At 69.1% G+C, this 23,881-nt stretch carries 22 protein-coding genes; 9 read left to right on the forward strand and 13 right to left on the reverse strand.

Features of this window, described 5'->3' with window-relative positions; translation table 11 throughout:
- Nucleotides 1–317 precede the first annotated feature (317 nt).
- The 6 genes from AW271_RS37805 to AW271_RS37830 form a co-directional block, all read right to left on the reverse strand.
- The gene (locus tag AW271_RS37805; RefSeq protein ID WP_439649025.1) at nt 318–2,900 is read right to left on the reverse strand and encodes a valine--tRNA ligase; all 2,583 of its coding nucleotides are present in this window, start codon (nt 2,898–2,900) and stop codon (nt 318–320) included.
- Between the two features lie 48 nt (nt 2,901–2,948).
- Entirely contained in the window at nt 2,949–4,226 is a 1,278-nt protein-coding gene (gene clpX / locus AW271_RS37810; protein ID WP_030456815.1) for an ATP-dependent Clp protease ATP-binding subunit ClpX, read from the reverse strand.
- Between the two features lie 198 nt (nt 4,227–4,424).
- A complete protein-coding gene (locus AW271_RS37815; RefSeq protein ID WP_062343154.1) occupies nt 4,425–5,069 on the reverse strand; it encodes an ATP-dependent Clp protease proteolytic subunit in 645 nt (214 codons plus the stop codon).
- An 11-nt stretch (nt 5,070–5,080) separates the two neighbouring features.
- On the reverse strand, nt 5,081–5,725 hold the full coding sequence (locus AW271_RS37820) for a ClpP family protease (protein WP_083977796.1): 645 nt from the start codon (nt 5,723–5,725) through the stop codon (nt 5,081–5,083).
- Nucleotides 5,726–5,935: 210 nt separating this feature from the next.
- Nucleotides 5,936–7,315: a trigger factor gene (gene tig / locus AW271_RS37825; RefSeq protein WP_062343156.1), complete on the reverse strand. Its 1,380-nt coding sequence runs from the start codon at nt 7,313–7,315 to the stop codon at nt 5,936–5,938.
- A gap of 173 nt (nt 7,316–7,488) precedes the next feature.
- Nucleotides 7,489–8,358, reverse strand: coding sequence for a Sco1979 family transcriptional regulator (locus AW271_RS37830; RefSeq protein WP_062343158.1), 870 nt, complete (start codon nt 8,356–8,358; stop codon nt 7,489–7,491).
- A 264-nt stretch (nt 8,359–8,622) separates the two neighbouring features.
- Here AW271_RS37830 and AW271_RS37835 point away from each other — a divergent pair, with 264 nt between their 5' ends.
- A complete protein-coding gene (locus tag AW271_RS37835; protein ID WP_062343160.1) occupies nt 8,623–9,090 on the forward strand; it encodes an ATP-binding protein in 468 nt (155 codons plus the stop codon).
- A 140-nt stretch (nt 9,091–9,230) separates the two neighbouring features.
- Here the strand turns inward: AW271_RS37835 and AW271_RS42055 are convergent, their stop codons facing one another.
- Genes AW271_RS42055 through AW271_RS37855 form a run of 3 tightly spaced genes read right to left on the reverse strand, consistent with a single transcriptional unit; the run spans nt 9,231 to nt 11,511 of the window.
- A complete protein-coding gene (locus tag AW271_RS42055) occupies nt 9,231–10,142 on the reverse strand; it encodes a GNAT family N-acetyltransferase (RefSeq protein WP_157555113.1) in 912 nt (303 codons plus the stop codon).
- Entirely contained in the window at nt 10,139–11,035 is an 897-nt protein-coding gene (locus AW271_RS37850; RefSeq protein WP_062343162.1) for an SDR family oxidoreductase, read from the reverse strand. Before AW271_RS37850 ends, AW271_RS42055 begins: the two co-directional genes overlap by 4 nt.
- Nucleotides 11,032–11,511, reverse strand: a complete 480-nt coding sequence (locus tag AW271_RS37855; RefSeq protein ID WP_062343164.1) for a flavoprotein — start codon at nt 11,509–11,511, stop codon at nt 11,032–11,034. Before AW271_RS37855 ends, AW271_RS37850 begins: the two co-directional genes overlap by 4 nt.
- 25 nt (nt 11,512–11,536) lie before the next feature.
- Between AW271_RS37855 and cutA the strand changes: the two genes are divergently transcribed.
- From cutA to AW271_RS37870, 3 genes are all read left to right on the forward strand, one after another.
- The gene (cutA, locus tag AW271_RS37860) at nt 11,537–11,857 is read left to right on the forward strand and encodes a divalent-cation tolerance protein CutA (RefSeq protein ID WP_062343167.1); all 321 of its coding nucleotides are present in this window, start codon (nt 11,537–11,539) and stop codon (nt 11,855–11,857) included.
- Nucleotides 11,858–11,945: 88 nt separating this feature from the next.
- The gene (locus AW271_RS37865; protein WP_169806461.1) at nt 11,946–14,189 is read left to right on the forward strand and encodes an Hsp70 family protein; all 2,244 of its coding nucleotides are present in this window, start codon (nt 11,946–11,948) and stop codon (nt 14,187–14,189) included.
- A gap of 17 nt (nt 14,190–14,206) precedes the next feature.
- Entirely contained in the window at nt 14,207–15,085 is an 879-nt protein-coding gene (locus tag AW271_RS37870) for an NUDIX domain-containing protein (protein WP_062343171.1), read from the forward strand.
- A 2-nt stretch (nt 15,086–15,087) separates the two neighbouring features.
- Here AW271_RS37870 and AW271_RS37875 read toward each other — a convergent pair whose 3' ends face one another.
- Nucleotides 15,088–15,711, reverse strand: coding sequence for a hypothetical protein (locus tag AW271_RS37875; RefSeq protein ID WP_062343173.1), 624 nt, complete (start codon nt 15,709–15,711; stop codon nt 15,088–15,090).
- Nucleotides 15,708–16,388, reverse strand: coding sequence for a Crp/Fnr family transcriptional regulator (locus AW271_RS37880; protein WP_062343175.1), 681 nt, complete (start codon nt 16,386–16,388; stop codon nt 15,708–15,710). Before AW271_RS37880 ends, AW271_RS37875 begins: the two co-directional genes overlap by 4 nt.
- A 95-nt stretch (nt 16,389–16,483) precedes the next feature.
- Here AW271_RS37880 and AW271_RS37885 point away from each other — a divergent pair, with 95 nt between their 5' ends.
- Genes AW271_RS37885 through AW271_RS37905 form a run of 5 tightly spaced genes read left to right on the forward strand, consistent with a single transcriptional unit; the run spans nt 16,484 to nt 21,096 of the window.
- Nucleotides 16,484–16,996, forward strand: coding sequence for a cysteine peptidase family C39 domain-containing protein (locus tag AW271_RS37885; protein ID WP_062343177.1), 513 nt, complete (start codon nt 16,484–16,486; stop codon nt 16,994–16,996).
- Nucleotides 16,993–17,541, forward strand: a complete 549-nt coding sequence (locus AW271_RS37890) for a hypothetical protein (protein ID WP_062343178.1) — start codon at nt 16,993–16,995, stop codon at nt 17,539–17,541. Before AW271_RS37885 ends, AW271_RS37890 begins: the two co-directional genes overlap by 4 nt.
- Nucleotides 17,538–17,783, forward strand: coding sequence for a hypothetical protein (locus AW271_RS37895; protein ID WP_062343179.1), 246 nt, complete (start codon nt 17,538–17,540; stop codon nt 17,781–17,783). The genes AW271_RS37890 and AW271_RS37895 overlap by 4 nt, the downstream gene beginning before the upstream one ends.
- Nucleotides 17,780–19,624, forward strand: a complete 1,845-nt coding sequence (locus tag AW271_RS37900) for a dynamin family protein (protein ID WP_062343181.1) — start codon at nt 17,780–17,782, stop codon at nt 19,622–19,624. The genes AW271_RS37895 and AW271_RS37900 overlap by 4 nt, the downstream gene beginning before the upstream one ends.
- On the forward strand, nt 19,621–21,096 hold the full coding sequence (locus AW271_RS37905; RefSeq protein WP_062343183.1) for a dynamin family protein: 1,476 nt from the start codon (nt 19,621–19,623) through the stop codon (nt 21,094–21,096). The genes AW271_RS37900 and AW271_RS37905 overlap by 4 nt, the downstream gene beginning before the upstream one ends.
- 55 nt (nt 21,097–21,151) lie before the next feature.
- Here AW271_RS37905 and AW271_RS37910 read toward each other — a convergent pair whose 3' ends face one another.
- Nucleotides 21,152–21,703, reverse strand: coding sequence for a DUF1707 SHOCT-like domain-containing protein (locus AW271_RS37910; RefSeq protein ID WP_062343185.1), 552 nt, complete (start codon nt 21,701–21,703; stop codon nt 21,152–21,154).
- 110 nt (nt 21,704–21,813) lie between these two features.
- The gene (locus AW271_RS37915) at nt 21,814–22,335 is read right to left on the reverse strand and encodes a hypothetical protein (RefSeq protein ID WP_062343187.1); all 522 of its coding nucleotides are present in this window, start codon (nt 22,333–22,335) and stop codon (nt 21,814–21,816) included.
- Nucleotides 22,336–23,881 lie beyond the last annotated feature (1,546 nt).

The following is a 23,881-nucleotide window of genomic DNA, read 5'->3' on the forward strand; positions in this document are numbered from 1 at the left end:
ACTTGCTTTTTTCTTTGTGTCTTTATCTTCGCAGTGGTTCTGGTTAGTGTCAAATTCAGTGATTCGACATTTCCTTTTCCCGCTGGAAGTGCTCCCTTTCGAGAGCAACCCGTCTAACTTACCCGAGCTCCGGGCGATGTCAAATCGCCCGGATTCCCGGAGGAAAGTTGTTGGGGACGCCTTGGGGATCTCATCGCCCCGGCTCTTCCGAGTCCGGGCCGCGCCGTCCCGCTTGGCGTAACAAGAACATTAGCACCTCTGCGGGGATGCCGCGACCCACTTCGGCAACCCGGTAATCATTCCCTGGCCACGAAACCCTAAACCTGGGGCAACGAGGCAAGTTGAGCCTCCAGGCGGGCGATGTCCTCGACCGCCTGGGCGGCCCGGGCCCGGACCTTCGCGACCACGTCGTCGGGGGCCTTGGCCATGAACTGCTCGTTGCCGAGCTTGCCCGTGACCTGGGCCTGTTCCTTCTTCGCGACCGCGAGGTCCTTCTCCAGGCGCTTGCGCTCGGCCGCCACGTCGATGGCGCCGGCCGTGTCGATCTCGACGACGACCGTGCCCACCGCGAGGCGGGCGGTCGGGGTGAAAGTTTCTCCCGACGGGTCGAGCCTGAGGAGCGAACGGATGGCGTCTTCGTGGGCGGCGGTGGCCGTACCGGAAAGAGAGAGACGGGCCGCGACCCGCTGGCCGGGCTTGAGACCCTGGTCGGAGCGGAAGCGGCGGACCTCGGTGACGAGGTTCTGGACGGCCTCGATCTCCGACTCGGCGCCGGCGTCGGCGTAGGCCGGATCGTGCACCGGCCAGGGCGCCACCACGATCGACTCGCGGCCGGTGACCGCGCGCCAGAGCTCCTCGGTGACGAACGGGATCAGCGGGTGGAGCAGGCGCAGCAGCGCGTCGAAGACGTGGCCGAGGACCCGCTTGGTGTTCTCGGCGACCTGGCCGCCGCCGGCGATCTGGATCTTCGCGAGCTCCAGATACCAGTCGCAGACCTCGTCCCACGCGAAGTGGTAGAGCGAGTCGCTGATCTTGGCGAACTCGAAGTCGTCGAAGGCCGTGTCGACCAGTGCGGTCACCGACTGCAGGCGCGACAGGATCCAGCGGTCGGACGCGGTCAGCTCCTCGGGCAGGCCGTCGCTGACGGCGCCGTTCATGAGGGCGAACCGCGTTGCGTTCCAGATCTTGTTGCAGAAGTTGCGGGAGCCGGCCGCCCAGTCTTCGCTGATCGCCACGTCGGAGCCGGGGTTGGCGCCGCGCAGCAGGGTGAAGCGGGTGGCGTCGGCGCCGTAGCGCTCGATCCAGTCGAGGGGGTCGATGACGTTGCCGAACGACTTCGACATCTTCTTGCCGAACTGGTCGCGGACCATGCCGTGCAGCGCGACGGTCTTGAACGGCGGCTGCCCGTCCATGGCGTAGAGGCCGAACATCATCATTCTGGCGACCCAGAAGAAGAGGATGTCGTAGCCGGTGACCAGGACGGTCGTCGGATAGAACTTCTTGAGGTCGTCGGTCTGCTCGGGCCAGCCGAGCGTCGAGAACGGCCACAGGCCCGAGGAGAACCAGGTGTCGAGGACGTCGGGGTCCTGCGTGTAGCCCTCGGGGATCTCGTCGTCGGGACCGACGCAGACGACCTCGCCCTCGGGGCCGTACCAGACCGGGATGCGGTGGCCCCACCACAGCTGGCGCGAGATGCACCAGTCGTGCATGTCGTCGACCCAGTCGAAGTAGCGCTTGGCCAGCTCCGGCGGGTGAATGCGGGTGCGGCCGTCGCGGACGGCGTCGCCCGCGGCCTTGGCCAGCGGCGAGACGTTCACGAACCACTGCAGCGACAGGCGCGGCTCGACCACGGTCTTGCAGCGCGAGCAGTGGCCGACGCTGTGGAGGTAGGGGCGCTTCTCGGCGACGATCCGGCCCTCGGCGCGCAGCGCCGCGACGACCGCGGGGCGCGCCTCGAACCGGTCGAGGCCCTGGAACGGGCCGTGGGCGGTGATGACGCCGCGTTCGTCCATGACCGCCAGGGACGGCAGGTCGTGGCGGCGGCCGATCTCGAAGTCGTTGGGGTCGTGGGCCGGGGTGACCTTCACGGCGCCGGTGCCGAACGCGGGATCGACGTGGTCGTCGGCGACGATCGGGATGCGCCGGCCGGTCAGCGGCAGCTCGACCTCACGGCCGATCAGGTGGGCGTAGCGCTCGTCGGAGGGGTGCACCGCGACGGCGGTGTCGCCCAGCATGGTCTCGGCGCGGGTGGTGGCCACGACGATCGCGTCGTCGCCGTCGCCGTAGCGGATCGAGACGAGCTCGCCCTCGTCCTCCTGGTGCTCGACCTCGATGTCGGACAGCGCGGTCAGGCAGCGGGGGCACCAGTTGATGATGCGGTTGGCCCGGTAGATGAGGCCGTCGTCGAAGAGGCGCTTGAAGATCGTCTGGACGGCCCGCGACAGGCCCTCGTCCATCGTGAAGCGCTCGCGGGACCAGTCGACTCCGTCGCCGAGCTTCTTCATCTGGCCGAGGATGCGGCCGCCCGACTCCTCTTTCCACTGCCAGACCCGGTCGACGAAGGCCTCACGGCCGAGGTCGTGGCGCGAGAGGCCGTCTTTGGCCAGCTCGCGCTCGACGACGTTCTGCGTCGCGATGCCGGCGTGGTCCATGCCGGGCAACCACAGGGTGGCGTTGCCCTGCATGCGGGCCCGGCGGGTCAGCACGTCTTGGATCGAGTGGTCGAGGGCGTGGCCCACATGGAGCGAGCCGGTCACGTTGGGCGGCGGGAGGACGATGCTGTACGGCTCTCGCCCGTCTACCGCGCTCGCTCCGAAGTGACCGGCCGCTACCCAGCGCTCGTAGCTGGGGGCCTCGACATCGGCAGGGGCATACTGGGTCGGCAGTTCAGGCGTCGTCACGAGAGCCAATTCTAGAAGCTCCCACCGAGCGCCCCGGCCCAATATGTGTTATGCGGACTTCTCTCGCGGGGTGCGCTGCTGCTTGAGCTGGTCGCGCGGGATCAGCGTCGGGTTGACGTGTTCGAGGACCGCCTCGCGGGTGATCACGACCCGGGCGACATCCTGTCGCGAGGGCACTTCGTACATCACCGAGAGGAGGACCTCCTCCAGGATCGCGCGCAGGCCGCGGGCGCCGGTGCCGCGCAGGATCGCCTGGTCGGCGATGGCCTCGAGCGCGTCGTCGGAGAACTCCAGCTCCACGTTGTCGAGCTCGAACAACCGCCGGTACTGCTTGACCAGGGCGTTGCGGGGCTCGGTGAGGATCTGGATCAGGGCCTCGCGGTCGAGGTTGTGGACGCTGGTGATGACCGGCAGACGCCCCACGAACTCGGGGATCATGCCGAACTTCAGCAGGTCTTCGGGCATCACGTCGCCGAAGATGTCGACCGAGTCGACCTCTTCCTTCGACCGGATGATCGCGTTGAAGCCGATGCCCTTCTTGCCGACCCGGGACTCGATGATCTTCTCAAGGCCCGCGAAGGCGCCACCGCAGATGAACAGCACGTTGGTGGTGTCGATCTGGATGAACTCCTGGTGGGGGTGCTTGCGGCCGCCCTGCGGAGGCACCGATGCGGTGGTGCCCTCCAGTATCTTCAGCAGCGCCTGCTGCACGCCCTCGCCGGAGACGTCGCGGGTGATCGACGGGTTCTCGCTCTTGCGGGCGATCTTGTCGACCTCGTCGATGTAGATGATGCCGGTCTCGGCCTTCTTGACGTCGTAGTCGGCGGCCTGGATCAGCTTCAGCAGGATGTTCTCGACGTCTTCGCCCACGTAGCCGGCCTCGGTGAGGGCGGTGGCGTCGGCGATGGCGAACGGCACGTTGAGCATCTTGGCCAGGGTCTGGGCCAGGAGCGTCTTGCCGGAGCCGGTGGGGCCGAGAAGGAGGATGTTGGACTTCGACAGTTCGAGCCCGTCGTCACGGCCGCGCTCACCGGACTGGACGCGCTTGTAGTGGTTGTAGACCGCGACGGAAAGGGCCTTCTTGGCCTTGTCCTGGCCGATCACGTAGGCGTCGAGGAACTCGTAGATCTCTCGAGGCTTGGGGAGGTTGTCCCACTTCAGCTCAGAGGACTCGGAGAGCTCCTCCTCGATGATCTCGTTGCAGAGCTCGATGCACTCATCGCAGATGTAGACGCCTGGTCCAGCGATGAGCTTCTTGACCTGCTTCTGGCTCTTGCCACAGAACGAGCATTTGAGCAGGTCTCCCCCGTCGCCGATGCGTGCCACCCCAGACTCTCCTTTGCGTGGGACCGCCCTGCTGCCGCGGTCCGGTCATTCGCGCCGGTCACTTCGGTGCGAAAACGTCATCCCGCTCAGGTTTCGACGTTACCGTCTTCCGGGCCCTCAGTGAGCCCCCTAGCGGTGAGTCGCACCGGAAGGTGCCCAATTGGGCACCGTTCCGGTGCACTTGCGACCTTCGATCACTTACGAGGCGACGGCAGCCGTCTGGCGCTTACGCGACGGAATGATGTCGTCGACGATTCCGTAGGCCTTGGCCTCGTCGGCGCTGAGGATCTTGTCGCGCTCGATGTCGCGACGGACCTCGGCCGGCTCCTTGCGCGTGTGCCTGGCCACGATCTGCTCCAGAAGGTCCCGCATACGCAGGATCTCACGAGCCTGGATCTCGATGTCGGACCCCTGGCCGCCGCCCTCGGTGGAGGGCTGGTGGATCAGGACCCGGGCGTTCGGCAGGGCGAAGCGCTTGCCGGGCGTGCCGCCCGCGAGCAGCACCGCCGCGGCCGAGGCCGCCTGGCCCAGGCACACCGTCTGGATCTCCGGCCGGACGAACTGCATCGTGTCGTAGATCGCCGTCATGGCCGTGAACGAGCCGCCGGGCGAGTTGATGTAGATGCTGATGTCACGGTCGGGGTCGAGCGACTCCAGCGTCAGGAGCTGGGCCATCACGTCGTTGGCCGACGCGTCGTCGATCTGCACGCCGAGGAAGATGATGCGGTCCTCGAACAGCTTGTTGTACGGGTTCATCTCCTTCACGCCGTAGGTCGTGCGCTCGACGAACGAAGGGATGATGTAACGGCCGTTGATGTCACCCGGCCGGATCAGGTCACTCATGGACGCTCCCGTCATGAAACGGCGCCCTCGGAGGGCACCTGCCGCGCGCTGCGGATCACTTGGTCGATGAAGCCGTAGTCCTTGGCCTCGTCGGCCGTGAACCAGCGGTCGCGGTCGGAGTCGCGCTCGATCTGGTCGAGAGACTGGCCCGTGTGATGGGCGATGCGCTCGGCCAGGGTCTTCTTGACATAGAGCATCTGCTCGGCCTGGATCGCGATGTCGGCGGCGGTTCCGCCGATGCCCCCGGAAGGCTGGTGCATCATGATCCGGGCGTGGGGCAGGGCGTAGCGCTTGCCCGGGGCCCCGGCGCACAGAAGGAACTGGCCCATGGAAGCGGCCAGGCCCATCCCCACCGTGCAGACGTCGTTCGGCACATACTCCATCATGTCGTAAATCGCCATGCCGGCCGTCACAGAACCGCCGGGGGAGTTGATGTACAGCCAGATGTCGCGGTTGGGATCGTCGGCGGCGAGCAGGAGGAGCTCGGCGCAGAGCCGGTTGGCGACCTCGTCATTGACCTGAGTGCCGAGCACCACGATTCGCTCACGCAGCAGACGCTGGTAGAGCTGGTCTTCAAGCCGGGCGGGGCCGTTGTCTCTGCCTCGCGACTCGGGCTCGAAGCCGATGGGCTGGAAGAAGGTCGGCGGGCTGGTCACAGCGTCACCTTCCGATGCGTCGTTATCGATTGGCTTTGCTCGACCCTAACGCGCGCCGCCTACAGCTCATGCCCCCTCACCCGGGTGTTCGCTGACGGCGCATGCTCCCCCACGCCCTGTTTGTACGGCTTTCGCCCACCCCATGACGTACCGAACACATGCCAAAGGGCCCCCGGTGACGACCGGGGGCCCAGAGAAAGGCGCTTGAGGCTACTCGGCGGAGGCGCCGGCCGGGGCCTGGGCGAGGCCCTCGGCCTCCTGCTCGGGGTTGAGCTCGGCGTAGATGGCCTTGAGGTCGACCTCGTTGCCCTCGGAGTCGACGACCTTGGCGGCGTCGCCCACGACCGACTTGGCCTTCTCGCGGACGATCTCCATCATCGCGAGGGTCAGCTGGTCGTTGTCGGCGAGGTGCTGGGCCAGCGTGTTCGGCGCGACGCCCATCTGGGCGGCGCGGCGCACGACGAACTGGGTGAGCTCCTCTTCGCTGACGCCGATGTCCTCAGCCTTGACGATCTTGTCGAGGATGAAGCCCATCTTCAGCGCCCGGGCGGAGTTGGCGTCGAACTCGGCGAAGCGCTCCTCCTCGGTCGTCTGGTAGAGGCGGAAGTAGGCCTCGCGGCTCAGGCCGCTCTCGGCGATCTGGTGCTCGAGGTTGTGCTTGCGCGCGTCGACCTCGGCCTTGAGGGCGCTGTCGGGCAGCGGGATCTCCAGACCGTTGATCAGGGCGTCGACGGCCTTCTCACGGGCCTGGACGACCTGCTCGATCAGCTTGTTGCGGCGGACCTGCTCGCGGATGCTGTTCTTGAGCTCCTCGAGCGTGTCGAACTCGGAGGCCAGCTGGGCGAACTCGTCGTCGAGCTCGGGGAGGACCTTCTCCTTGACCGACTTGACGTTGATGATCACGTCGGCCTCCTCGCCGGCGTTCTCGCCGCCGACGAGCGTGGTGCGGAAGGTCTTCTCCTCGTCGGCTGACAGGCCTTCGAGCGCGTCGTCGAGGCCCTCGAGGACCGAACCGGCGCCGACCTCGTAGGAGACGTCGGCGGCCTGCTGCTCGTCGAGGTTGCGGCCGTCGATCTCGGCGCGCAGGTCCATCACGACGTAGTCGCCCTTGGTGGCCGCGCGCTCCACGCCGGTCAGCGTGGCGAAGCGCTGGCGCAGCGCGTCGAGCTGGACGTCGACGTCGCCGTCGGCGACGGTCGCGGCGTCGACGGTGACCTCGGTGCCCTCGTAGTCGGGCAGGTCGAAGGTGGGACGGACGTCGACCTCGGCGGTGAACTCCACCTGCTGGCCGTCGTCGATCCGGGTGACCTCGATCTCGGGCTGGCTCACCGGGAAGAGATCGACCTCGTCGACGGCGCGGCCGTAGAGGCCGGGCAGCGCGTCGTTCAGGGTCTCCTCGAGCACGACCGCGCGGCCGAAGCGCTGCTCGATGATCCGGGCCGGAACCTTACCGGGGCGGAAGCCGGGGACGCGCACCTGCTGCGCGACCTTCTTGTAGGCGGCCTTCAGGCTCGGCTCGAGCTCCTCGAACGGCACCTCGACGGTGAGCTTCACCCGAGTGGGGCTGAGCTCCTCGACAGCGGTCTTCACGGGGTGGTCTCCTAAATAACAGCATCTGGTGATCGCGGGCGCGTCATGCACAGCTACCGCGGCACGTTACGCGCGCCGCGCCCACGAAGAGGGCACATGGGCATGCTCCACTGCGGCGGGGTGTCCAGCGCCAAACTTCAGCATAGAGCAGAGCAGCCCCCGCGAGTGACGCGTCAGAGCTCGCGCGAGATCTTTCTCAGGATGTCGACGGTCTCGCTCGGCGTGGTGGACACCGCGCACAACCGCTCCATCACTTCGCTGTACTTGTCGACCTCGTCGCGTTTGTCGAGATAGAGGGCGCTGCCGAGCTGCTCGACGTAGACGATGTCGGGGAGCTCGGCCTCCGGGAAGCGCAGGATGCTGAACGCGCCGCCCTCCGCGGCGTGTCCGCCGAAGTGGAAGGGCATCACCTGGATCGTGACATTCGGCTGGTCCATGAGCTCGACCAGGTGCTGGATCTGCCCGCGCATCACGTCGACGCCGCCGATCGGGCGGCGCAGCGCCGCCTCGTCGATGACGGCCCAGAAGGTGGGCGGCGTGGTGCGTTCGAGGACCTGGCGCTGGCGTTCGAGCCGCAGGTCGACCCGCCGGGCGATCTCCTCGGGAGCCGAGCCGACCGCGCCGGCCGTGATGACCGCGCGGGCGTACTCCTTGGTCTGCAGCAGGCCCGGGACGAACTGGACCTCGTAGGTCCGGATGCGGGCGGCGGCCTCTTCGAGGCCGACGTAGGCCTGGAACCAGCCGGGCAGGACGTCGCTGAAGCGGTGCCACCAGCCGGGCTCGTTGGCCTGCTTGACCAGTTCGAGGATCGGCTTGCGGGCGGCCTCTTCGGCCACGCCGTACATGGTGAGGAGGTCTTCGACGTCGCGTTCGCGGAAGCTGACGCGGCCGAGCTCCATGCGGCTGATCTTCGACTCGGAGCCGCGGATGAGGTGGCCCGCCTCGAAGCGCGAGATGCCGCGCTCCTCGCGGAGTTTGCGCAGCTGGGTGCCGAGAAGGATGCGCAGCGCCGTGGGACCTTGTCCCGGTTGGGTACGTGTCACGGCGCCTCCCTTTCTGCTCGACTCGCCGGAGAAGGTCGAGCCGACACCCCCAGCCCACACAGTGTCACCACTTCCGGCCAGGAAGACAAGGCTTGGGTCCCCCGTCCATTTCACAATCGCTCAACGTTTTGGGCAAGTGCACAAGGCGCTTGCACGTGCATTTGGGTCTTGCAGGGGGCGGGCCCTTGTCCCATGATGGCCTAGTGCATATTGGGCCAAAGGTGCACTAGTTCTCAAATCTGGCGATCGGGAGGTGCGGGCAGGATGTTGGATAATCCCATATCCGCCCGCGATGTCGGGGTGGAGCGCCTGGTGCGCACCGCCCGCGAGTCCGACGCCACCACCTGCCCGTTACGCCCCCTCGCGGACTCGGTGAAGACCGCACGCGATGTTACGCGATCGACGTTGCAGGGTTGGGGACTTTCGGAACTCACCGACGACGCGACCCTGGTCGTTTCGGAGCTGGTGACCAACGCGGTTCGTTACGCTCTGTATCCGGCGGGCTCGTTCACCGATCACCCCATCACCCTCATGCTGGTGCGGATCGCCCCCCACGTGATACTCGCCGTCGCCGACCCCAGCGACGAGGTGCCGACCCGCAAGGAGCCCGACTTCGTCTCGGAGAACGGGCGCGGCCTCTACATCGTGGAGACCTACAGCCAGGCGTGGGGCTGGGACCCGCTCGACGAGGGCGGCAAGGCCGTCTGGGCGATGTTCCGCACCGGCGCCTGACTCCTTCTCCTTCCGTTACGGCTCCGCCCCCTCGGCACCGACCGCCGTCGGCCGCCCGCCCGGATGTGCGCCATAACGCGTGGGTCTGGCGCTCCGTAATGCCATCGGCATCACGGAGCGGGATCCGGGAATCGAAAGTTTCACGTCTCCAGCACGTAGAGGACGAAGCCGTCGTCGTCGACGCTCGTCTGGGTGAAGCCGAGCCGCTCCAGCAGCCGGACGGACGCCGTGTTGCCCCCGTGGGGGTCGGCGTGGAGAGGGCGCGTCCTCTCCTGTTCCAGGAACAGGGTGAGGGCGCGGGTGCCGATGCCGCTCCCCCAGTATTCGCGGCCCAGCCAGTAACCCAGGAAACGGCGCTCGCCCTCCCACCAGGCGACGACGTTGCCGGCGATCTGCCCGCCCACCTCGACGGTCTGCACATATGAGGTCTTGTCGGGCAGGATGTTCTGCCGCCAGTGGTTGAGGAACCTCTCGCGCTCGCGGGCCGGGAACCGGGAGCGGCGGGTGGCCTCCGGGTCCTGCTCCTGGAGGTGGAAGGTCTCCAGGTCGGAGTCTCTGACGTCTCTCAGGCGAACGTGGGTTCGCAGGCGCGCGAGGTCGCTCACGTCCTTCTCCCTTCGGGGCAGGCCGGGCACCCAGACCGGCATCATTTCCTTGACCTCGATCTGCGCGGCCAGGCCGATGACGGGGCAGCTCAGGCCGTTGAGACTGCCCATGGGGGCGTCGAGCAGGCCCTCGGGCCACGGCTCTCCCTTATATGGGCCGCCCGCGACGGTCAGGTCGCGGGCGAGCAGGGCGAAGCTGACCTCGACCCCGTCGCGGGCGAAATCGCGCTGCTGGTCGCGGGGCGGCCCCGGCTGCGGGGTGAACCCGCGCGCGATCAGGGCCGCCTCCAAGCGGTCGGCGTCGTCGGACCAGGCGAACCAGTCGACGTCGACGTGGTCGCGGGTCACCTCGCCCAGGGTGAAATCCATCGCCCAGCCGCCGCGCAACCAGACGTCGAACCCCGTTGCGGCGATCTCGGCGATCGCCGTCAACTGGCGCTCTCTCATCGATAGCCCGTGGTGTCGGCCGGCTTCCCGGCGTCCTGCACCTCGACGACGTAACGCCAGGCGTCGGGGCGGCTGCCGTCGACGTCGGTGAAGCCGTAGACCTGGGCCAGGCCGCCGCTCGACAGGGACGCGCCGTTCCATCGGGCCCGGGCGGGGTCGCGGACCAGCGCGGCGACGGCTCTGCCCACAAAGGCCGGCGACTCGGAGATCGCGAAGTGGGGGACGTTCTCCAGGGCGTCGTGCCAGGTCTCCTCGGTGACGCCGTAGTGCTCCAGCATCAGCTCCGACCGCAACCAGCCGGGCGTGAGCGCGACGGCGGTGGCGCCCTTCGGCGCGAGCTCCTTCGACAGGCCGAACGCCATGCGCAACACCGAGCTCTTCACCAGGTCGTAGAAGAAGGTGACGCGGTAGTTGACGGCGTTGTAGTCGGCGGTGCCGTCGGTCATCTCGACGACCAGGCCGCCCTCGTGGCGCAGCAGCAGCGGCAGGGCGTAGTGGCTGGTGATGATGTGGGTGTCGATCGCCAGGCGGAGCATGCGCATGCCGTCGTCGAGGTCGTGCTCCCAGAGCGGCTTGTCCCAGCTGAACAGGTTCTCGCTGCCCCAGATGTTGTTGACCAGGACGTCGAGCCGCCCCTGTTCCCGGTCGATGCGCTCGACGAGGGCCCTGACCTGGTCTCGGTCGAGGTGGTCGGCCTGGACGGCGATGCCGTGGCCGCCCGCCCGGGTGACGAGTTCGGCGGTCTCCTCGATGGTCTCGGGGCGCTGGTATTCCGACTGCTGGTCACGGGTGGTGCGGCCGGTGACGTAGACGGTCGCCCCGATCGCGCCGAGCTCGGCGGCGATGCCTCTTCCGGCCCCTCGGGTCGCGCCGGCGACGAGTGCGATGGTCATCGGCTCAGTCTGCCGGGCGGCACCGACAAAAACGGGGCCGCCTCCCGCCACCCGGCGGCGAGACGTACACCCTCTTCCTGGAGCGCGGCCACGGCGGCGCGGTAGGGAGCGCGGCCGGCCAGGGCGTCGTTGACGAACGGCACCAGCGTGACCGGGATGCCGAGCCCCGGAGCCTCCGCCAGCAGGCCCAGGGCATAGGTGTCGGTGATGCCCAGGGCGAACTTGTTGATCGTGTTGAACGTGGCCGGATAGACGACGATCGTGTCGGCCCGGGGCGGCTTGGGCTCGCTGGGGTGCCGGTAGTTCACCCGCACCTTTCTTCCGGTACGCCGTTCCAGGTCGGCCACGTCGATGAAGTCGACCGCCTTGGGGGTGGCGACGACCTGGACGGTCCATCCCCTGGCCTGCGCCTCGGCGACCAGTTCGGGGAGGTCGGTCACCGGCCCGGCGGCGCAGACGATCACGTAGAGGTCCATGGGTCTCCCGGGTTAGCGTGCAGGCATGTCTGACCATATTGAGGTGCGCGTGACGGCCGGATCATCCGAGGAGGCCGACCGGCTGGCCGGCGCGGTGGTCGGGCGGCGCCTCGCGGCCTGCGCCCAGATCGTGGGGCCGATCACCTCGGTCTACTGGTGGGAGGGCGAGGTGAACCGGTCGCAGGAGTGGCTCGTGCTGTTCAAGACGACGGCGGAGCGGTTCGGCGACCTGTCGGGGTGCGTGCGGGAGGTGCACTCGTACGACGTGCCGGAGATCATCGCGGTGCCGGTGGCGATGGGGTCGGGCGACTACCTGGCGTGGGTCACCGCCGAGACCGGCGGCTGAATTCCAAAGAAATCGGGCGAATTATGAATAACGCCGGAAACCCTTAAACAAGGGGATGTCCCGGCGGGGCGCCGGTCACTCTGAACCCGTGAGACAAGCCATTCTCGCGGTCGATTTCGGAACGTGTTCTTCTTCGGCCGCGCTCGTCAGTCCCGGGCGGGTGGAACTGGTGAAGGAGCCCGCGTCCGGGCTCTGGTCGTGGCCATCGGTGGTGTGCCTGGCCAACGACGCCCTCCTCGTCGGCACGCTCGCCGACAACCGCAAGACCATCGTGGCGCCCGACCGGTTCCGCGACGAGTTCAAGCGCGAGCTGCGCGCCGACGCCCGCATCGACCTGGGCGGGCGGGTCGTCACGGCGTCCGAGCTGGTGACGACGATGATCCGGGCGCTCAAGGGCGAGGCCGAGCGCATCGCCGGGGGCGGGGTCGACCGGGCCGTGCTGACCGTGCCGGCCTCCTACGAGGAGGGCGACCCTCGGCGGGCGCTGATGATCAGGGCCGCGGAGGGGGCCGGGTTCGGGCTCGTCGAGCTGCTCGCCGAGCCGGTGGCCGCCGCGCTCGCACCGCTGGCCGGGGCGCCGCCCGTGCCGGGCGACCTGCTGCTCGTGTACGACTTCGGCGGCGGCACCTTCGACTGCGCGCTGGTCCGGGTCGGGCAGCACGGCGGGCACGAGATCCTCGGGCACGCCAGCCTCGACGACTGCGGGGGCGGCGACGTCGACGCGCTGCTCTACCGCGACCTGGTGGCCCAGCTCCCGTCGGGGCCGCCCGCGGAACACCGGCACCGGATCCTGGTCAGAGATCTGGCCAAACGCATCAAGCACCAGCTCAGCGACGTGAGCCCAGGTGAGGCGATCTTCGAACCGGCCGGGGCGCTGCTGTCCCTGTCGGCCGGGCGGCTGGCGGAACTGGTGGTGCCGGTGCTCGACCGGACCACCACCTGCTGCCTCGACCTGCTCCGGCAGTGCGGGGTCACGCCCGAGCAGGTCACCTCGGTGGTCATGGTGGGCGGCAGCACCCGGATGCCGGTGATCACCGATTTCGTGCTCCGCGCCTTCGGCCGGCCGCTGCGGCACACCCGCGACCCCGACCTCGCCGTCGTGCAGGGGGCCGCCGTGTGGGCGGGCCTGGCGCACACCCGTGCCTCGGCTCCCACGCTCCCGGCCGGCGGGGAGGTGCCGCTGCGCTGGGAGATCCCGGGGCGGTGGGGGGTGCTGCAGAAGTGGCAGGTCGCCGAGGGCGAGTCGGTCGAGGCGGGCGGCCTCCTCGGCTCGGTCCGGCTGCCGGATGGAGCGCTCCACGAACTGACCTCGGGCGGAGAGGGGCCGATGACGGTTCAGGCGCTCCACTACGACGCGGGCGCGGCCGTGACCTCGAACGACTGGCTCGTCACGGCCCGGCCGAAGCCGGTGGAGCGACCCCAGGTGGCCGTCACCCCGATTCGCGACAGGATCCCGATCTCCGAGATGGCCCGGCATCTCCGGCTGATCGACGTCAACGGGCGTCTCACGGCCATCTGGACCCAAAAATCGTGGGTGGTCCTCTGGGACGTCGAGAGGCGCCGGCGAGTCCGTGAACTGAAGAGTGCTTCCGAGATCACGGCGTTCACCGTGGTGCCGAACGGGCCGGAGCCGGTCATCGTGACCGGCCACTTCAACGACGACCTGATCACCTGGAACGCGGGCACCGGTGAGCGGCTCAGCGTGACCGACTGCGACGAAACGGTCTCCGCGCTCGCCGCCTTCGAGGGGTCGCGTCTGGGCGTCGGCGGCACCGACGGCGAACTCCGGGACCTGGCCGGACCGCTCGGCGGCTTGTCCATGGGCGATCCCGTCGCCGACGTCGGCTTGTGGATCTCGCATCTGGCCTACCTCGGCGCGGACCGGATGGCCGTCGGGGTCGACGGCGCGGTGCAGGTGATCGACCTCGACGACGGCGAAGAGCTGGCGGAGTACGACTGCGGTGAGGACGACGACGGCGACGACAACAGGGTCATGGGCCTGGCCTCCGTCGAGTTCGACGGCCGCCACCTGCTCGCCATCGCGGGTGACGAGGGCGATCTGGTGCTCTGGTTCCCCCTGGACGACGAACACCTCGCCACCATCGACGAGGGCGCGCACCGGGCGGTCGCGTTCGGAGAGATCGACGGCGTCGCGGTGGTGGCCGGCGACAAAGGCGGCGAGGTGCGGGTCTGGGACGTGCGGACCCAGCGGCCCCTGCACCGCTTCGACGACCACCGCTCGGTCGACGCGATCGACCTCACCACCTGGAACGGCCGCACTCTCCTCGCCACCGCCGGCGAAAGCACAATCCGAATCCGCGAACTCTACTGAGCGGAAGGAGACTTCCCATGGCCAAGCAGCCCGACCTGCTGCGGACCGCCGGCGCGCTCATCTGGCGGGGCGATCCGAAGAATCCCCAGGTCGCCGTCATCAACCGGACCAAGAAGAACGACTGGTGCCTGCCCAAGGGCAAGCTCGACCCCGGTGAGCACGTCATCGCGGCGGGTTTCCGCGAGGCGTTCGAGGAGACCGGGCTGAAGATGACCTTCGGCCGGTGGCTGACGTCGGTGAAGAACGACAAGAAGGGCTGGAAACGGCGGACCGACTACTGGGCCGCCCACTCCCCCGAGGGCGACTTCGTGCCGAACAGCGAGGTGCGGCACCTGCACTGGAAGTCGCTCGACGAGGCCGAGCACGTGCTGACCTCGACGAGCGACGCCCCGGTGGTCAGCGCCCTGGAGGCCAAGACCATCCAGACCAGGGTCCTGATCGCCGCCGTCCACGGCACCCTCGAAGGCGCCGACGGCGACTGGGAGGGCAAGGGCCGGATCCGGCCGCTCGACGCCGGCGGGCTCTGGCAGGCCGACCGGCTGCACAGGGTGCTCAACGCCTACCGGCCCTCCTATCTCGTGGCGGGGCAGAGCGAGCGCTGCCGCCAGACGCTCGGGCCCTACGCCGCCGAGCAGGCATTGGGCATCCGCAACGAGAAGCTGCTCACCAAGAAGGACTTCGAGGCGAACTCGGCGCTCCGGATGATCCACGCCACGATGGAGGTCGGGGAGTGCGCGGTGGTCTGCGGTTACCGGCAGCCGGTGGAGGAGACGCTGAAGCTGCTGCTGGCGGCCAGGAACGTCGACAAGGAGAAGATCGAGTTGTTCCCTGGCTCGTTCGTGGTCGTCCACTACACCGACCGGAAGATCATCAGTGTCGAGCGTTATCTGAACTGAGGTCAGTCGAACGCCAGGTCGAGCCAGTCGCGCACGGGCCGGCCCGGCACGTGCACCCAGCCGTCGAGGTACTCCCCCGTCTTCGTCACGACGCTGACGTGTCGGAAGCCCGCCGGGTCGAGCCCGGGGTAGCCGCCGGCGACCAGGTCGTCGTACAGGGGACCGGAGACGACGACCACCAGGTCGGCGGTGCTGTCGCGGACGATCTCGCGCACCTCGGCGGAGTCGAGGAGGCGGACCAGCCGGACCACGGCCTGGCCGGCGAAGCCCGCCACGGCCTCGTGCACGACGCCCTCGTGGAGGGCGAGGCGCAGTCGCCAGTGGTCGGCTCCGGCCCCGTTCTCCGTGGCCAGGCGGTCGGCGAGGGCGGCGATCAGGCGGCTGACGAAGCGGGGTTCGTCGAGGTCGGCGGGCATCACGAAGACGCCGCCGTCGCCGTTGTACTGGCGGGTGCAGGCGTCGAGCGGCAGGCCGGCTTCGGCCCAGGCGTCGGTGAGCACGGCGTGCAGGGTCTGCTGGGCGGCGATGTGCCGCCAGTTGCCCCGGACGCTGTAGCCGACCAGGTCGGCGGCGGCGCACAACCGGCGGACGCCGACCGGGGCGCCGTCGAAGGGGTCGGCGGTCATTGGGCGCGTTTGGCCAGGCGGGCCGGGTCGAGGATGACGATGCGGCGGTATCCGGTGGCCAGGATCTCCTCCTGGCGGAGTTCGCGGAGCACGGCTTCGACACGGGGTTTGCTGGTGCCGGTCAGCGCCGCGAGGTCGGGTTGCGACAGCGCGAGCTCCACGGTCTCGCCGGGCCCGGGGATGCCGTGGCTGTCGGCCAGTTCGCGCAGCACGCGGGCGACCCGCAGGTGGGCCGGGGCGCCGCTGAGGTCGATGCGGCTGCGGGTGGCGCTGCGCAGTTTGGCGCCGATCGCCGAGCTGATCGCGACGGCCGCCTCGGGGTGGCCGGTCATGAAGCCGTGCAGGACGTCGTGCCTGATCACCCGGGCGATCAGGGACGACGCCGCCGTGATGGTGGCCGATCGGGGCCGGCCGTCGAGGGCGGCCAGCTCGCCGATGAGGTCTCCGGCGCCCCGGATGGCGAGCAGGGCCACGCGGCCCGCCTCGGTGGTGCCGGTGACGCGGACGTACCCGCTGACGAGGAGGAAGGCGTGGCGGGTCTGCTCGCCCTCGTGCATGAGGACCGAGTCGGGGTCTTTGCCGATCTCGAAGCCGAGAGACAACAACCTGGTGCGGAGTGCGGGCGGCAGGGAGCCGAGCAGGCTGGCCGGCGGCCATCGGTGCACGGAACCGAACACGTTCTCATTGTGCGCCTTTCCAACGCTGAAATCAGCATTTATCGGAGTGAACCGTGGACGACGACTTATTTGACTTATGGGACGAACACCAAGAAATGCCGGATGACAATGAATGGCATCCCCAGCACCACTCCGACACCTGTGCCATCGCGGCCCAGGAAGGCGTGCTGGAGGACGTCGGCGGCGTGCGCCCGCCGGAGGACGAGATGATCGTCGTGGCCGAGCGCGAGGGCTGGTACACCCCCGGCGGCGGCACCCCGATGCTCGACGTCGGGCGGCTGCTGGCCTACTACGGGCTGGAGGTCTCCCAGCACGTACACGCCGATCTCGGGTCTCTGCACGACGCCCTCGACCGGGGCGACGGGGTGATCGTCGGGCTGCGGGCCGAGACGCTCGCGGGGGAACCCGACGACCTCGACCTGGCGGCGTGCTCGGGCATCCCGGGTCAGACGGCCGACCACGCGGTGCGCGTCGTCGGGTTCGAGGGGCACGACGTCGTGCTCGACGACCCGGCGCGCGGGGTCGGCGCGGTGCCGGTCGAGGTGTTCCTCGAATCGTGGCGCGAATCGGGCAACTTCATGGTGACGGCGGCCGGGGGGCGATCGTGAGCGCCGGCCGACTCAGCACGTTCATGTCGGCCGAACTGCGCGCGATGCCGCTGTTCCGCCAGTCGGTCCCGATGGAGTCGGGCCTCGGCTGGCCGATCCCCGTCCGCCACCGGCCGGGGTGGGACGGGTCGGTGGCCGGGGTGTTCGTCCGGATCCCGCTGTTCGGGTTCCGGGGCCGGCCCACCGGCGGCACCGACATCTATCCGTTCTTCGCCACCATCACCGTCGACTGGCGCACCCGGCGGGCCGTCGAGTACGCCGACCTGCGCTACACCCGGCCGTGGAAACCCTGGAACCGCGAGCCCGCCGGGGTGTTCCCGCACGCGTCGCTGCGCGGCAGCAAGCGCGCCTACCTGGAAAAACGCGACGCCCTGCTGAGCCTGTACGACGAGATGCTCGACGGCATGCTGCACGACCGGCCGTTCGGGGCCGGCGACGAGTTCGGCCGCCTGCTGCGGGAGCTGCTGGAACCCCCGCTGGAGCGCTACTACCGCCTGCTCGGCCCGGCGTTCTTCGGCCGCTTCCTCGGACCGGACTCCCCATGACCGACGACGACTTCCCCTATGACGAGGACGACGACGACGTCGACCCCGCCGACGACGAGTGGGACGGCTGGGACGACCAGGACCCCGGCGACCCCGCGCACGCCGCCGCCTTCGACGAGATCAGGTTCGGCGCCTCGCTCCCCCGCCAGGGCGTGACCGAGGGCGGCGACACCGTCTCCTACTCCACCTCGTGGAACGAGTACTACAACGACCGCACCGGCGAGCAGGTGACCCCGAAATGACCTACGAATCGCTCCGCGACCACATCCTCGCGCTTCTGGCCGACCTGTCGGCGATCTCCACCGGCACCACGGTCACCCTCCTGGACGAGGCCGCCGCCCGGCTGCGCGACAGCAGGCTGCGCGTGCTGGTCTGCGGCGAGTTCAAGCGCGGCAAGTCCAGCCTGATCAACGCGCTGCTGGAGGAGCCCGATCTGCTGCCGGTCGACGCCTACTACGCGACGCGGGCGATCGTCTCCGTCGCGTACGGCGAGGCGGAAGTCGTCACCGCCCACACCGGCGGCCAGGTGCGGCTGATCACCCGGGCCGAACTGGCCGACCACGCGGCCGAGGGGGGCGCCGCCCGCGACACCACCCTGGTGGAGATCCGCACCCCGAACCGGAAGCTGGCCTCCGGGCTGGTGCTGCTCGACAGCCCCGGCGTCGGCGGCGTGCTGCCCGACCACACCGCGGCCACCCTGGGCGCGCTGAACACCGCCGACGCGGTGATCTTCGTGACCGACACCTCCCAGCCGCTGATGGCCTCGGAGCTCGACTTCCTCCGCACCGCCATGCGCTCGGCCCGCGCCACCGACGACGTGGACGCGCTGATCTGCGTCTGCACCCGCTTCGACAAAGGCGCCGACCGGCAGGAACTGCTCGCGAACACGCGGGCGAAACTGGCCGACGTGACCGGCCGCGAGCCGGTCCTGATCCCGGTCTCCAGCGTGGCCCGGCAGCGTCACCTGGCCAAAGGACACGACGACGATCGGCGGCTGGCCAACTTCGACGAGCTCGAACGGGTGTTGTGGGCCACGCTCGCCCGCCGCCGCATCAAGGCAGTGCTCGGAGACGGGCTGCGGGCGGCGGCGGACGGCGTACAGGCCGCGTTGGGACCGGTCGACACCGAGATCGCCGCACTGGACGCGGCCGACCAGGCCGAGCGGGACCGGATCAGACGAGATCTGGAGGAGGCGCGCGCCCGCAAGGACACGCTGCGCCACGGCCGCGACTGGCGCGACCAGCTGAGACGCGACCTCGACGACGCCGCGCGGCGGCTGCGGGCCACGGCCGACGGCTGGCTCGACGAGGTGTGGGAGCGGTTCGAGCAGGACTTCCTGTTCGACGCGTCGCTGACCGGCGACCCGGAACGGCTCGTCGGCCGGCTCACCGCGGAGTGCACGGCCGTGACGACCCGGGTCAACCGCGTCGCGGAGAAGGAGGCGGCCCGGATCCTGGCGGAGTTCACCACCCGATACGGCATCGGCCTCACCCGTGGGCGGACCGGGACGATCGCGATCCCGTCGCTGGAGCGCCTGCGCGCCGGCCGCGACCGCGGCCTCACCGACCGCCCCGGCCCGATCGTGCCCATCGTGCGGGGCGGCTCCTTCGGCGCCGCGATCGGCGCCTCGATCGGGAGCGCGATCCTGCCGGGCATCGGCACCCTGGTCGGCGGCTTCATCGGCGCCTGCGCGGGCGCCTTCCGCGAGGTGAAGGGCCGCGACTACCAGGACAACCGCCTGATCAGGGAGAACCTGCGGGCGGAACTCAAACCGGCCCACCGGACCGCCGCCCGCGACCTCGGGAACGGGATCACCGACGCCTTCCGCGACCTGGCGCGGGCGGCCGCCGACGACCTGACCACCCGCCTCACCCAGGAGGTCGAGGCCGCCTCCGAGAGCATCGCCTCGCTCGAACGCGCCACCCGGACCACGGGAGAGCAGACCAAGGCCCGCCGGACGGAGCTCCAGGATCGCCGCGCCCGGCTGCTGGCCCTCGACGCACGGGTTCGCGACCTGTCCAACGGCGTGTCGGCCCTGGCCGGGGCCCCCGCCGAGCCCGACGACTCCTGGGCCGACGAATGAGGGAACTGCGCGCCTCGGTGACCGCCTCCTTCGAACGGGCCCGGCTGGCCCTGGGCGGGCATCCGGCTCTCGATCCGGTACGCCGATCTCTCGACGACCAGATGGCGAAGCTGCGCGCCCCGATGACGGTCGCCTTGGTCGGCCGGGTGAGCTGTGGAAAGTCGACGCTGGTCAACGCCCTGCTCGGCGGCTACCAGGTGCCCACCGGCGTCAACGAGCTGACCCTGAACATCGCGATCCTGCGCTACGGCGCCGTGCCCGGCCTGACCGTCCACTACGACGACGGCCGGCCCCCCGAACGGCACGACCTGCACGAACTGGAGGCCCTGGTCGGCCGGCAGGCCCAGGACCTCAAGGGCATCTCCCACCTGGAGGTCGTCGCCGACCTCGACCAGCTCAGATCCTTCGACCTCGTCGACACCGTTGGCCTGGACGCCCACTTCGGCGACGAATCGGGCAAGACGCTCGGCTTCCTGGGCCGCACGGGCGCGGACGTCCGCTCGTCGTCGCTGACCCACGCGGCCCGCGCCGACGCGATCGTGCTGGCCTTCGCCCGCGGCCTCAACCTCGACGACGCCGCCCTGCTGGCCGACTTCCGCGGCCTGGACATCGCCGGCCTCGGCCCCCTCAACGCGCTCGGGGTGCTGAACAAGGTCGAGATGGGCTGGAGCGCCGACCGCCCCGACCCCTTCCAGGACGCCGACCGGGTGGCCGCCCGCCTGATGTCGGCCCCCGGCGTGCGGACCACGATGCTGACCATCCTCCCGGTGGCCGGCCTGATGGCCTCGGCCGCCGGAACCTGCACCGAAACGGACTTCGCCGACCTGACGGAGCTCAGCCGCCTCGACCCCGGCGAACTCGCCGAACGCGTCGACCGCGGCGAGATCTTCTTCGAGTACGCCGACATCGACGTCCCCGGCGACCGCCGGGCCGACCTGGTGCGGCGTTTCAGCGAGTTCGGCGTGGTGACGGCGTGCGCGCTGATCAGGGACGGCGCCGACCTGCCGGCGCTCCGGTCGGAACTGGCCGACCGGTCGCGGCTGACCACCCTCCGGGGCCTGCTGCTCGACCACTTCGGCCGGCGGGCCGATGTGATCAAGACGACCGGCGCCCTGGGCTGGTTGCGGACCCTGCGGCCGGTGGGGCTGCCGGTGCGGGCCGAGGTGGCGTATGGGCGGGCGCTGGGCGAGCTCTCCCTGATGGAGGCGCGGGAGAGCGTGGCGCTGGAACAGCTCAAGGTGCTGCGGGACGGCTACGAGGGACGGCTCGGCCTGTCGCCGGAGGACCTGGAGGAGTCACGGCGGGTGCTCGGCGAGCACGGGGGCGTGGAGGTGTCCGGGGACGTGGGCGACCGGGTGCGGTACTGGAGCGAGCTGGCGTTCCACCCGGGGTTCGACGTGGTGACCCGGAACGCGGCCCGGGTGGTGCGGGCGGCGTACACGAACCTGGCTCAGCGCGGGTCGCGCCAGTAGGCGAGCCGCCCGCCGGCGCTCTGGACGACGCCCGGGTCGGACTCGACTGGATCGATCAGACGTTGCGGTAACGCACCCAGACGTCACCCATCTTCACCTGACCCGTGAGCCGGACGGTCACGCCGCCGGGCGCGAGACCGACCCCTCGAGGGTTGTGGACGGTGCCCCCGGTCAGCCTGACGACCTCGGTGTCGTGCACCCTCCAGCCATGCGGCACCACGATGACGACGTCACCGAACCAGGAGATGGCATCGATGTCGACGACGACCTCCCGGTGCACGCAGTCGGCCGAGGTGAAGTCGATGCGCAGCCGCCCACCACGCCCGACGCGGGCGCTGATGCGGGAGGGCACCAGCCAGCGGCCCTCCTGGCGGACCTTCCCGTCGACCGCGTGCAACTCGAGCCCGGCCGCCGGGACCTCGCCATCGGGGGGCAGGTCGGCCACCACGAGCTCCAGCTCGCCCAGCGTGCGGGCGGCGTAGGTGAGGTCGATGCGCTCGGTCAGCTCGTCGAGATCGATCCGCCCTTCGACGACGGCGACCCTGAGCTGCTCGGCGACCCGCTCCCGATCGGCGTGTCCCGCGCGCAGGTGCCGATGATCGTTCATGCGCGCACCTCGGACATCGCCGAGCCCGGCGGACAAGCCGCCTGAAGTGACCGCACAGAGGCCATATCGCTAAGGTACGGCGTCCGGCAGCGCCGATGGAAGCTCCGGATTCAGCGGGGATCGCGCCAGTAGGCGAGCTGCCCGCTGGCGCTCTTGACGACGCGCGGCTCGGACTCGGCCTGCGGCCAGATCTGCAGCAGATACCGGTCGATGATCTCCCTTGAGGTGTCGACCTCGGCGGCCTGGTCCATACCCTGGGCGTGGTAGCGCAGCCGGTACCAGCCCGGCCCCGCGGCCAGCTCGGGCAGTTCGTGGACGTCGCCACCGCCCCACTCGTGAAGTTCGAACCGGCCGGCCTCGGACTCGATGCTGATCTCGACGATGTCCTCGTAGGCGTCGGTGTCCGCACCCGGATCGTGGTCGGCCACGGTGACGGAGAAACCGACCGTGCCGGTGTGCAGACCGGTGATCAGGAAGGCGTCGCCGTGTTCGACGCGGATGATGCCGACGGGGTGGGTGGGGTGGTCGTCGAGCATTCCGTCGGGGCCCATGGCCTCGTCGGTGTCGTCGATGAGATAGGCCCGCGAGTAGTGGACGCCGAGGCCGAAGGAGACGGTCTGAGGGGCGGTCATGGCTGCGGAGCCTATGATCACCAGCTGACATTTTCGGATCGGCGGCGACTTCGCTTTTCGAGGTGGAGCGGCGGGAATCGAACCTGCGTGGCCAGTTCGGAAGCTCGCGGCGCGGCTGTGCCGCACGTGCTGCGCCGCAGGTAGGACGCCGTCTCGGTTTACTCACAAAGGCAGATTGGAAAGTCGCGATCGATGCCTCGGGTTTAGGCTCATCCAGGCAAAGGAAGGCCTACTGGCGGGAGTTCGGGTGAACGCCCCAAAAGACAGGGCGAAAAGCGACACCAGCCTGTGGCCGTGTCGCAGTTGCATCAATTTCGACGTGAGGCGATCGTGAACACCGCATGGGTTCGCTTAGTGCTCTGCACGGCCGTCCTGGGATCTGCGTGCACGTCCGGCGAGGCAAAGAATGATCCGCCGGGACAGCCGAGCCAGGCTGCGCGCCCGACGACGGTTCGGTACGAATATTCAGGCGCGGGAACCATATATTCGGGAGGCCGTGTTCATGTGTGCACGCCGAACCCCGCCATAAACGTGTGCCGGTCCTTTCTGGTCCGATACAGCAAGCAGGAGAAGAAGGTCCGGCCCGTCGGCCCCTGACGATCAAGAAGAAAGCGGATACAAGAACACGTTGACGGCGAGATTCACGGGCGGCCTCAATGGTTCGGCGTGTCTTTTGGAAATGAATTTCTCCGCAGACGCGACGGGCGCGTACGAATATGGCTGGACAGTGGATTGCGGGTAGTCGGCCGTGCCGGACCGTCCTCGGAGTCGCGAACGGGCCGTAGAGCCGGGAAGACCAGGCCATGCGGCCGACCGCGCCTCAACCGCTCACCGTCAGATGGCCGCGTGTGACCGCAAGTCGACCTGTCCGTTTTCGGCGACCGCGACACGGTGAAGATCTGTGTCCGGGGGACCTGAACCGTTCGCCTGATCTCTTCTTGAGCAGGGAGAACGACGGCCAGCGCTCGACTGAGCCACGTGCCCGATGGGCTCACGGGAGAGCAGCCCCACATAGGGGACTGACTGCGGTTGAGGCTCTTTGAGGGCGGGTCGGGCAGTGCGCGCCCTATTCGGCTCTTGTCGCCCCTCGTGTATGACCGTTTCCACCGGAGGAAAAAGTCCTTGCGGCTGGGGCTACGCCGTCCGATGATGACTTTGTGGCTGATCACCACATGTTCCTGTAGCTCAACTGGATAGAGCGGCCCAAAACGAAGGGGTGTCATGCCAGAGGGTTGCGGATGCACCGGGACCGGGCCTGCGCGGGTAACCGTGCGGGTTGGGGAACCTCAGCCCCCGGCAGGGAAGCGCGTTTTCCTCACCTGGCTACGTTGGTGCGGGTTCGAGTCCCGTCAGGAACACCGTGATGTTCATCGGAGCCTGTCCTGCTGGCGGCTGTGGCCGGCCCCCACGCCGCATGCTCGACTGCCGTCCGTGAGTGCTCGACTGAAGGCCAGAACGCGTCGACCGGGATGAGGACCGCGACATCCCCTCCAGCACGCTGGTTCCCCGTCGGCCAATGGCACGAACGCTCCAGTGAATTGGCGCT

Origin of the sequence: Herbidospora sakaeratensis (genome assembly GCF_001570525.1) — a bacterium.
In the GTDB taxonomy this organism is placed as follows: Bacteria; Actinomycetota; Actinomycetes; order Streptosporangiales; family Streptosporangiaceae; genus Herbidospora; species Herbidospora sakaeratensis.

What these genes read in the sequence shown, in the direction of transcription:
- AW271_RS37815 (WP_062343154.1), bottom strand. Translation starts at nt 5,069, where the DNA reads ATGAGTGACCTGATCCGGCCGGGTGACATCAACGGCCGTTACATCATC.
- AW271_RS37835 (WP_062343160.1), top strand. Translation starts at nt 8,623, where the DNA reads ATGTTGGATAATCCCATATCCGCCCGCGATGTCGGGGTGGAGCGCCTG.
- AW271_RS42055 (WP_157555113.1), bottom strand. Translation starts at nt 10,142, where the DNA reads ATGAGAGAGCGCCAGTTGACGGCGATCGCCGAGATCGCCGCAACGGGG.
- AW271_RS37850 (WP_062343162.1), bottom strand. Translation starts at nt 11,035, where the DNA reads ATGACCATCGCACTCGTCGCCGGCGCGACCCGAGGGGCCGGAAGAGGC.
- AW271_RS37855 (WP_062343164.1), bottom strand. Translation starts at nt 11,511, where the DNA reads ATGGACCTCTACGTGATCGTCTGCGCCGCCGGGCCGGTGACCGACCTC.
- cutA (WP_062343167.1), top strand. Translation starts at nt 11,537, where the DNA reads ATGTCTGACCATATTGAGGTGCGCGTGACGGCCGGATCATCCGAGGAG.
- AW271_RS37870 (WP_062343171.1), top strand. Translation starts at nt 14,207, where the DNA reads ATGGCCAAGCAGCCCGACCTGCTGCGGACCGCCGGCGCGCTCATCTGG.
- AW271_RS37875 (WP_062343173.1), bottom strand. Translation starts at nt 15,711, where the DNA reads ATGACCGCCGACCCCTTCGACGGCGCCCCGGTCGGCGTCCGCCGGTTG.
- AW271_RS37885 (WP_062343177.1), top strand. Translation starts at nt 16,484, where the DNA reads ATGCCGGATGACAATGAATGGCATCCCCAGCACCACTCCGACACCTGT.
- AW271_RS37895 (WP_062343179.1), top strand. Translation starts at nt 17,538, where the DNA reads ATGACCGACGACGACTTCCCCTATGACGAGGACGACGACGACGTCGAC.
- AW271_RS37900 (WP_062343181.1), top strand. Translation starts at nt 17,780, where the DNA reads ATGACCTACGAATCGCTCCGCGACCACATCCTCGCGCTTCTGGCCGAC.
- AW271_RS37905 (WP_062343183.1), top strand. Translation starts at nt 19,621, where the DNA reads ATGAGGGAACTGCGCGCCTCGGTGACCGCCTCCTTCGAACGGGCCCGG.
- AW271_RS37910 (WP_062343185.1), bottom strand. Translation starts at nt 21,703, where the DNA reads ATGAACGATCATCGGCACCTGCGCGCGGGACACGCCGATCGGGAGCGG.
- AW271_RS37915 (WP_062343187.1), bottom strand. Translation starts at nt 22,335, where the DNA reads ATGACCGCCCCTCAGACCGTCTCCTTCGGCCTCGGCGTCCACTACTCG.